Genomic DNA, 9,126 nt, shown 5'->3' on the forward strand with positions numbered 1-9,126 from the left:
GTTACACTCAAACCCAACGAAAGTACCACTCCTACGAATCACCTGTTTAGATCTTGCGAGGTTTGCCATGGCTGACTACAAAGCGCCCCTGCGCGATATGCGCTTCGTCCTCAATGAAGTTTTCGAGGTCGCCAAACTCTGGGCCGAGCTGCCTGCGCTGGCCGAGACTGTCGATGCTGAAACGGTCGAAGCCATTCTTGAAGAAGCCGGCAAGGTCACCAGCAAAAGCATCGCGCCCCTGAGCCGTGCGGCTGACGAAGAAGGTTGCCATTGGGCGGACGGTGCCGTCACCACGCCGGCAGGTTTCCAGCAGGCTTATCAGACTTATGCTGAAGGCGGTTGGGTCGGTGTCGGCGGCGATCCGACCTACGGCGGCATGGGCATGCCCAAGGCCGTTTCGGCGCAAGTCGAAGAAATGGTCAACTCCGCCAGCCTGTCGTTCGGCCTGTACCCGATGCTGACCGCGGGCGCCTGCCTGTCGATCAACGCCCACGCCAGCGAAGCGCTGAAAGCCGCGTACCTGCCGAACATGTACGCCGGCGTCTGGGCTGGCTCCATGTGCCTGACCGAGCCACACGCCGGCACGGACCTGGGGATCATTCGCACCAAGGCCGAGCCTCAGGCCGACGGGTCCTACAAAGTCAGCGGCACCAAGATCTTCATCACTGGCGGTGAGCACGACCTGACCGAGAACATCATTCACCTGGTGCTGGCCAAGCTACCGGACGCACCGGCGGGGCCGAAGGGTATTTCGCTGTTCCTGGTGCCGAAGTTCATGGTCAATGCCGATGGCACCCTGGGCGCGCGGAACCCGGCGACCTGCGGTTCAATCGAACACAAGATGGGCATCCAGGCGTCCGCGACCTGCGTGATGAACTTCGACGAGGCCGTGGGTTATCTGGTCGGCGAGCCAAACAAAGGCCTGGCCGCGATGTTCACCATGATGAACTACGAACGTCTGGGCGTCGGTATCCAGGGCCTGGCCTCTGGCGAGCGCTCTTACCAGAACGCCGTCGAGTACGCCCGCGACCGCCTGCAAAGCCGTTCGCCGACCGGTGCGCAGAACAAGGACAAGGTCGCTGACCCGATCATCGTCCACCCAGACGTGCGTCGCATGTTGCTGACCATGAAAGCCTCGAACGAAGGCGGTCGCGCCTTTTCGACTTACGTGGCCATGCAACTGGACACCGCCAAGTTCAGCGAAGACGCCACCACCCGCAAACGCGCGGAAGATTTGGTGGCCTTGCTGACTCCGGTGGCCAAGGCGTTCCTGACCGACCTGGGTCTGGAAACCACCATTCATGGCCAGCAGGTTTTCGGCGGCCACGGTTACATCCGTGAGTGGGGCCAGGAGCAACTGGTGCGTGACGTGCGCATCACCCAGATCTACGAAGGCACCAACGGCATTCAGGCGTTGGACCTGGTAGGCCGCAAGATCGTCGGCACCGGTGGGGCGTTCTACAATCTGTTTGCCGACGAGATCCGTCATTTCACTGCGACCGCCAGCGCTGATCTGGTGGAGTTCACCAAACCGCTGAACGATGCGGTGACTACCCTCGACGAACTGACCGCCTGGTTGCTGGATCGGGCGAAAAACAACCCGAACGAAATCGGTGCTGCTTCGGTCGAGTATCTGCAAGCATTCGGTTACACGGCGTATGCATACATGTGGGCACTGATGGCCAAGGCCGCTTTTGGCAAAGAAGCGCAGGACGATTTCTACGTGAGCAAGTTGGGCACGGCGCGGTTCTATTTCGCACGCCTGCTGCCGCGTATTCACTCGTTGAGCGCGTCGGTGAAGGCCGGCAGCGAGTCGTTGTTCCTGCTGGACGCAGGGCAGTTCTGACAATGTAACGTCATGTAAGCATTCTCTTACATGACGTGCTGCTCTTCTCCCATAGATGAAGATTGGATCCACAGCTAATCTACTTCACATGGACGTCGCGCAGGAAGCGCAAAGCAACAACACGGACACGTAGGATTCTGCCAGGACGGCGGAGTGAAATGGATGTCAGGGAAACAGTCTGCAAAGCCCCGCTTCGGCGGGGTTTTCTTTTGCCTGCAGAAAAGTGCTTAGCTCATCTCATCCAGTGTTGCCGGGCTGATCAAACGCCCATCCGCGCCATTCATCACTTCTTCCAGCAGCGTACGCAATAAGGTCAGCGAGGCCTGTTGTCGCTGCACATCCCGACACACCAATCCGACTTTCAGCGGCACCCTCGGCTCGCTCAGTGGTTTCCACAACAGTTCCTTATTGCCGTGTGCCTGTTGTGAGCGTCCGGGCAGTACCGTCGCCAGTCGCGTGTGCGGCAAACTGTCGAGAATCCCCGCCATGTTGTTCAGTTCTGCCTGTACCTGTGGGCGTCGTCCCAGATTGGCCAGTTGCGCTTGCCAGATCTGCCGCACCTGAAACTCTTCGCCCAGCAGCAACATCGGCAATTCGGCAGCCTGACTCATCGAGACTTTCTTGAATTCGCGCAACGGGTGATCCGCCGGGATGACCAGGGTCAGCTCGTCTTCGTACAGCATCACGCCGTGCAACCCCGGCTGACGAGGTGGCAGATAGCCGATGCCGATGTCCAGCGAGCCATTGAGCAAGCGCCGCTCGATTTCCAGCCCCGTCAGTTCATAGATTTGCACCACCAAATGCGGCTGCGCCTTGCGCACGCGTTCGAGCATCTGTGGCACCAGGCTGCTATGAACAGTCTGCAATACGCCGATAGCCAGAGTGCGCAATGCCTGACCCTTGAAGTTGCCCAAGGCTTCCCGTGCCCGTTGCAATCCATCCAGCAAGGGCAGCGCATGGTTGTACAACGTATGAGCCGCCAGGGTGGGCAGCAGGCGTTTGCTGCTGCGTTCGAACAAGCTTACATCGAGGTTTTGTTCGAGGTGGCGGATCTGCTGGGACAGTGCCGGTTGGGAGATTGAAAGCCGCTCGGCCGCCCGGCCCACATGACCTTCTTCGTAGACCGCGACGAAATAACGCAGTTGCTTGAAATCCATAAGGTGTGCTTATCGAAAATGCTGGGAAAACGAAATGGCTCAAGGCCTCGCGTGAGCCTAGTCTAACCGCATTCACAAGGCTTACAGGGCCACAGAGCGCGATGAATACCGTTTGCTTCAATGGTGTTTACATAGGTAAGGCAAAAAACCTCGCACGAGGTTTGATCAGATGAACTTGTTCAGCTTGCGGCGCAATCTTCCGAGTCTTGATGACTTGGCCGTGGACGCCTTCTTGCCGTCCCAAGGCGACAATCTTTCCAGCGAGTGCCTGATGCCCAGTGTCGAGCGACCGAAACAGATATTCGTGCGCGGCCAGGGCTCATGGTTGTGGGACAGCGATGACCGCGCGTATCTGGATTTCTCACAGGGTGGCGGGGCCAATAGCCTCGGACACAGTCCTTCGGTTCTGGTCAACGCCATCGCGGCGCAGGCTCAGTCGCTGATCAACCCCGGCTTCGGCCTGCATAACCGCGGCATGCTCAATCTTGCTGAGCGACTGTGCTCCAGCACCGGCAGTGATCAGGCCTACCTGCTCAACAGTGGCAGCGAAGCCTGTGAAGCAGCGATCAAATTGGCGCGTAAATGGGGCCAGCGACATCGCGGCGGGGCTTCGCGGATCATCGTTGCTAATAACGGCTGTCATGGTCGTAGTCTGGGGACGCTGTCGGCGTCGGACAGTTCGAATCTGACTAACCGATTCGAGCCGCTGCTTCCGGGCTTCAGTCACGTGCCATTCAATGATCTTGCGGCCTTGCATGCGGCCGTCGACGCCCAGACCGTGGCGATCATGCTCGAACCGATCCAGAGCGAAGCCGGGGTGATACCGGCCACCGAGCATTACCTCAAAGGCGTCGAGCGCCTGTGCCGTGAGCTTGGGATTCTGCTGATCTTCGACGAAGTGCAAACCGGTATCGGTCGTTGCGGCACTTTACTCGCCGAACAATCCTACGGCGTGCGGGCAGATATCGTCGTTCTCGGCAAAGGGCTGGGCGGTGGCGTGCCATTGGCGGCGTTGTTGGCGCGGGGCAAAGCCTGCTGTTTCGACGTCGGCGAAGTGACAGGTACTCATCATGGTAATGCACTGATGACGGCGGCCGGTCTTGCCGTCCTCGACAGCGTTCAGGACAAGGGGTTTCTCGATCATGTCGGGGAAATCGGTCAGCACCTGAGCGAAGGTCTGCAGCGTTTATCCCATCGCTATGGTCATGGCGAGTTGCGCGGGCAAGGACTGTTCTGGGGTCTTACCTTGTCCGACGAATCGGCTGACGCCGTCGTCAAGGCGGCGTTGAACGAAGGCCTGCTGCTCAACGCTCCGCAGCCCGATTGCCTGCGCTTTACCCCGACCCTGACTGTCAGCAAAGCCAACATCGACGAAATGCTCCTGCGCCTGGCCCGTGCCTTCTCCCGCGTGCGCACTGCGCAACTGCAGTGCCGCAAAGGGATTGCCGTCTGATCAGACCTGCCCTACACGAATTCCCGAACCGTCTCGCGGTATAACGCATCGCCCCATGCCTGATTATTTTGGCGTGGGGCGTTTTTTTGTCTCTGCGTTTTGCCAAATGCCATTCAGTGCTTGAGCGGTAGTGGGATCAATGGCTTTTTAGAGCGTATCGGCAAGGAGTGTCGGTGCCAGTGAAACAATATTGTCGTGGAACTGGCTTTGAATTCTATACCACTGGGTGGTATGTTTTGGAAGGGAAGCCGATGTCACCAAGGTTATTCAAAACGAAACGTTTTTCGATGCAAGTCGGGAAGGCCTGGATCGATGATGACGAGCTTCGTGAAGCATTCGCCGAAATGCTCAACGGCCAGGCGGACAATCTCGGCGGCGGGGTCTGGAAAAAACGGTTGAATGCCAACCGTCATCGGTCAATTGTTTTGGCCAAAGGTGGCCGTTACTGGGTTTATCAGTTTCTGTATGCCAAGAAAGACCAGAGCAATATCAGTCCGAGGCAGTTGGCCGACTTGCGCGAGTTAGCCAAGACGTATGGAGGGCTGACCGAGATGGAAATCCAGCGCTTGCTGGATATGAAGGAGTTTGTGGAGATACCTCATGAGTAAAAAATTCAAAAGTGAAATTTCGGAATCGATACACGAGTCAGCCAGTGCCTTGTTTGCCATCGGTGCAATCAGCAAGGCAACCATGCGCAAATTCGATGAATCATGTCTTGCAACAGTTCCAGATGCGATCCCCGCTGAGCAGATCAAAGCGTTACGCGAACGCAACAACGTAAGCCAGCCAGTGTTTGCGCGTTATCTGAACACCAGCGCCTCGACGGTTAAACAATGGGAAGCGGGAGACAAGCACCCCAGCGGCATGGCGCTGAAGTTGTTGAGCATCGTTCAGAAACACGGTCTTGAGATACTGGCCTGAAGAACCGCACTGAACCCTGACGAACGGTAAAGGTCGATTAGCTGTAGGCTCACACGAGCCAACTTCCATCAGGAGCTAACCCCATGGACTTTATTCGCATCATCATCGCCATTCTGTTGCCGCCACTGGGTGTGTTTCTGCAAGTCGGTTTCGCCGGGGCGTTCTGGCTGAATATTCTGCTGACGCTGTGCGGTTACATCCCCGGGATCGTGCATGCGGTGTACATCATTGCCAAGCGCTGAGTTTAGCGGCGCCCGTTAGATCGCTTTCGCGAGCAAGTCGAATCGTCGCACCGCCGCTCCCACATTCGACCGTATTCCCCTGGGAGGACTCGGTCAGTGTGGGAGCGGCGGTGCGACGACTCGACTTGCTCGCGAATGGGGCGACACCATTCCTGCTCGAGCCGCAGGCTTCAGTCCGCCAATTCCATCACCCTTCGATAAAACAACCACTCCTGCTCCAGCGCATGGGCCTGATTGCCGGCCTTGCGAAAGCCATGGCGTTCGTCGGCGTAGTAATGCGCTTCAACCAGAATGCCGTTGTCCTGTAGCGCCGTGACCATGTCGCGGGTCTGTTGCGGCACCACCACAGCGTCCAGTTCACCCTGAAAGAAAATCACCGGAACGCTGATGTTGCCCGCATGCAGCAACGGCGTTCGTGCGGCGTAGCGTTCGGCATCCTGCTCCGGGTCGCCGATCAGCCAGTCCAGATAATCGCCTTCGAACTTGTGAGTCGTCCGGCCCAGCGCCACAGGGTCACTGACGCCATACAGGCTGGCACCGGCGCGGAAGACTGTGTGAAAGGCCAGCGCACACAGAGTGGTGTAGCCGCCGGCACTGCCGCCGCGAATAAACGCCTTGTTGCCGTCGATCAATCCGCGTTCGGCAAGATGAGCGACGACGGCGCAGGCGTCCTCCACTTCCACTTCGCCCCAGCTCAAATGCAGCGCTTGCCGATAAGCCCGACCATAGCCACTGCTGCCGCGGTAGTTGAGATCAGCCACGGCGAAGCCGCGTTGCGCCCAGTACTGGATACGCGGATCAAGCATGGGGTAGCAGGCCGACGTCGGGCCGCCGTGGATGAACACCACCAGAGGCGGTTTCGCATCACCGGTCATCGCTGGATAGAAGAAGCCGTGGGCCTCGCGCGAACCGCTGGGGTAACGCAGGGTTTGCGGGACGCTGATCTGCTCGGCGGGCAACGGTGCAATACCGCCAGCCAATGTTTTGACCTGGCGGGTCTGGCGGTCGATGGCAATGACTGCCGACGAACTGACTGGCGAAGCGGCGATGCAGTAAATGAACTGCTCATCCAGTGCGAGAGAGCGGAAGCGACTGTAGTCGCCGGTGAAATCCTCACCGGCATCACCACAAAGCCCCAGTTTGCCAAAGCCGTCTTCAGTCCAGCTCGCCAGATAACGACCTTCGCTCAGTGGCAACCAGGTGCAACCACCCAGCTGCCACGGCGCAGGCCCATGATCCGCTGCGGCACTCGGCAGCGGGCTCAGACCGTCCGCCGATTCCACCCAAGGCTGCCAGTAGCCGCCGCGATCAGTCAGGCAAAACAGACGGCCGCTTGTATCGAATCTCGGTTGTTGCAGCGATTCCTCAGCGTCTTCGCCCGCCACGCAACGTGGCAGAGCAAAACGACCATCGTTCTGGCGTTCGGCAACCATCAGGCGAGTCGCGGTCCATGGCTGATCCGGGCGGCTCCACTCGATCCACGCCAATCGTTGCGCGTCGGGACTCAACGTCGGCGCGGCATAGAAATCAGCGCCTTCGGCCAGCAGATGACGTACTCCGTCAGCCAGGTCGATAGCCACCAGACGATGCCGATCGCGGTTTTCTTCAACCGCCAATACCTGCCCGTTCGCGAACTGCAGATCGCCATATCGACATTCGCCTGAGCTCAGTAACTCAGGTGTCTCGCCGGCCAGCGACTGTCGATACAGCTGTTGGTCCGCCTCGTTGACGAACACGATCCCGTCATCGGTTAGACAGAACGCGCCGCCGCCGTATTCGTACACCCGACTGCGCACACTGAAGCCCGCTGGCGTCAGGCAATGCGCCTGGCCGTCGCGCCAATGCCAGATCCGGCAGGCGGCATCCTCGGGTCGGTACTCGTTCCAGAACAGGCCATGTGGGCCGACCTGTAACTCGGCGAAGTCGATGCCGGCCGCAACAGCCCTGGCAGCGCTGAAGGGTTCAGCTTTTAGCGATGAGTCGTGAATTTCGTTCATTACGAAAGGCCAGTTGTTCAATGGTCTGGGTCGCGTGTTCGGCTTCTTCGCGGGCCTTGAGGATCACGCCGTGATGTTCCGATTTGCTGCACACCGGGTCGGCGTTGCTCGCGTCCCCCGTGAGCATGAAGGCCTGGCAGCGACAGCCGCCGAAGTCTTTTTCTTTCTCGTCGCAGGAGCGGCACGGCTCGGGCATCCAGTCGTAACCGCGGAAGCGGTTGAAGCCGAACGAGTCGTACCAGATGTGCTGCATGCTGTGGTCGCGAACGTTGGGAAACTGCACCGGCATCTGTCGGGCGCCATGACAGGGCAGGGCGGTTCCGTCCGGCGTGACCGTCAGAAAGATACTGCCCCAGCCATTCATGCAGGCTTTCGGGCGTTCTTCGTAATAGTCAGGGGTGACGAAAATCAGCTTGCACGGATGCCCTTCGGCTTCCAGTTTGGCGCGGTATTCGTTGGTGATGCGTTCGGCGCGGACCAGTTGTTCCTTGGTCGGCAACAGACCGACCCGGTTGAGCTGCGCCCAGCCGTAAAACTGGCACGTGGCGAGTTCCACAAAGTCCGCTTCAAGGGCGATGCACAGCTCGATGATCCGGTCGATCTTGTCGATGTTGTGCCGATGGGTCACGAAGTTCAGCACCATCGGATAACCGTGGGCTTTCACGGCGCGGGCCATTTCCAGCTTCTGGGCGAAGGCTTTTTTCGAGCCAGCCAGCAAGTTGTTCACTTGCTCGTCGCTGGCCTGAAAGCTGATCTGAATGTGGTCCAGGCCGGCCTTCTTGAAGTCGCTGATTTTTTGCTCGGTCAGGCCGATGCCGGAGGTGATCAGGTTGGTGTAGAACCCCAACTTGCGCGCCTCGGCAATCAGCTCGGCGAGGTCCTGGCGCACCAGCGGTTCACCGCCGGAGAAGCCCAATTGTGCCGCGCCCATCTCCCGCGCTTCGCGGAACACCTTGATCCACTGTTCGGTGCTCAGTTCTTTGCCTTGCTCGGCGAAATCCAGCGGATTGGAGCAGTACGGGCATTGCAGCGGGCAGCGATACGTCAGCTCGGCCAGCAACCACAGCGGCAGGCCGATTTCCGGTTTGGGCGGTAACTTGTCTGACACCGATTCAGGCAAGTTCGATCCAGTGCTGAGCACGGGCGACCTCCATGAATTGTTCGATGTCGTCACCGAGCTCGGGCACGCCGGGGAACTGCGCGTCCAGTTCGGCGATGATCGCCGCGACGTCACGCTCGCCGTCGATCAAACCGCCGATCATCGCGGCACTTTCGTTGAGTTTGATCATGCCTTCCGGGTAGAGCAGCACATGACCTTTCTGCGCCGGTTCGTACTGGAAGCGGTAGCCGGTGCGCCAGGTCGGGGTCTTGCTGCGATCAAAACTCATAAGGTGATTCCTTTATGCCAGACCCGCTGCTCGGTCACGCTGTGATACGGCGGGCGTTTCAGTTCGTAGGCCATGCTCATGGCATCGAGCATGCTCCAAAGAATGTCCAGTTTGAACTGGAG

Annotated in this window: 9 protein-coding genes and 1 pseudogene; 5 read left to right on the plus strand and 5 right to left on the minus strand. The window is 58.9% G+C overall.

Annotation, left to right across the window (positions count from 1 at the left end; all coding sequences use genetic code 11):
- The first annotated feature begins 67 nt into the window (after positions 1 to 67).
- Positions 68 to 1,846: an acyl-CoA dehydrogenase C-terminal domain-containing protein gene (locus DFS28_RS03515; RefSeq protein ID WP_111448573.1), complete on the plus strand. Its 1,779-nt coding sequence runs from the start codon at positions 68 to 70 to the stop codon at positions 1,844 to 1,846.
- A gap of 227 nt (positions 1,847 to 2,073) precedes the next feature.
- Here DFS28_RS03515 and DFS28_RS03520 read toward each other — a convergent pair whose 3' ends face one another.
- A complete protein-coding gene (locus DFS28_RS03520; protein ID WP_111448574.1) occupies positions 2,074 to 3,003 on the minus strand; it encodes a LysR family transcriptional regulator in 930 nt (309 codons plus the stop codon).
- Positions 3,004 to 3,172: 169 nt separating this feature from the next.
- Here DFS28_RS03520 and DFS28_RS03525 point away from each other — a divergent pair, with 169 nt between their 5' ends.
- The 4 genes from DFS28_RS03525 (at position 3,173) to DFS28_RS03540 (ending at position 5,619) form a co-directional block, all read left to right on the plus strand.
- The gene (locus DFS28_RS03525) at positions 3,173 to 4,456 is read left to right on the plus strand and encodes an aspartate aminotransferase family protein (RefSeq protein ID WP_111448575.1); all 1,284 of its coding nucleotides are present in this window, start codon (positions 3,173 to 3,175) and stop codon (positions 4,454 to 4,456) included.
- Positions 4,457 to 4,707: 251 nt separating this feature from the next.
- Positions 4,708 to 5,064 (plus strand): type II toxin-antitoxin system RelE/ParE family toxin, encoded by a 357-nt coding sequence (locus DFS28_RS03530; protein ID WP_111448576.1) that lies wholly within the window; start codon positions 4,708 to 4,710, stop codon positions 5,062 to 5,064.
- The gene (locus DFS28_RS03535) at positions 5,057 to 5,377 is read left to right on the plus strand and encodes a DNA-binding transcriptional regulator (RefSeq protein WP_102614876.1); all 321 of its coding nucleotides are present in this window, start codon (positions 5,057 to 5,059) and stop codon (positions 5,375 to 5,377) included. Before DFS28_RS03530 ends, DFS28_RS03535 begins: the two co-directional genes overlap by 8 nt.
- A gap of 83 nt (positions 5,378 to 5,460) precedes the next feature.
- Complete coding sequence (locus tag DFS28_RS03540; RefSeq protein WP_007904205.1) at positions 5,461 to 5,619, plus strand: YqaE/Pmp3 family membrane protein; 159 nt, start codon at positions 5,461 to 5,463, stop codon at positions 5,617 to 5,619.
- 170 nt (positions 5,620 to 5,789) lie between these two features.
- Here the strand turns inward: DFS28_RS03540 and DFS28_RS03545 are convergent, their stop codons facing one another.
- From DFS28_RS03545 to DFS28_RS03560, 4 genes and pseudogenes are all read right to left on the minus strand, one after another.
- Positions 5,790 to 7,616 carry a S9 family peptidase gene (locus DFS28_RS03545; protein ID WP_111448577.1) on the minus strand — a complete coding sequence of 609 codons (1,827 nt, stop codon included), beginning with the start codon at positions 7,614 to 7,616 and terminating at the stop codon, positions 5,790 to 5,792.
- Positions 7,582 to 8,724 carry a pyrroloquinoline quinone biosynthesis protein PqqE gene (gene pqqE, locus DFS28_RS03550; RefSeq protein WP_161794744.1) on the minus strand — a complete coding sequence of 381 codons (1,143 nt, stop codon included), beginning with the start codon at positions 8,722 to 8,724 and terminating at the stop codon, positions 7,582 to 7,584. Before pqqE ends, DFS28_RS03545 begins: the two co-directional genes overlap by 35 nt.
- 4 nt (positions 8,725 to 8,728) lie before the next feature.
- Positions 8,729 to 9,004, minus strand: coding sequence for a pyrroloquinoline quinone biosynthesis peptide chaperone PqqD (pqqD, locus tag DFS28_RS03555; protein WP_059407406.1), 276 nt, complete (start codon positions 9,002 to 9,004; stop codon positions 8,729 to 8,731).
- Positions 9,001 to 9,126: pseudogene (locus DFS28_RS03560) on the minus strand (pyrroloquinoline quinone biosynthesis protein C); the annotation flags it as partial. The pseudogene DFS28_RS03560 and the gene pqqD, both read right to left, overlap by 4 nt.

Source organism: Pseudomonas sp. 478 (genome assembly GCF_003254125.1).
Taxonomy (GTDB): domain Bacteria; phylum Pseudomonadota; class Gammaproteobacteria; order Pseudomonadales; family Pseudomonadaceae; genus Aquipseudomonas.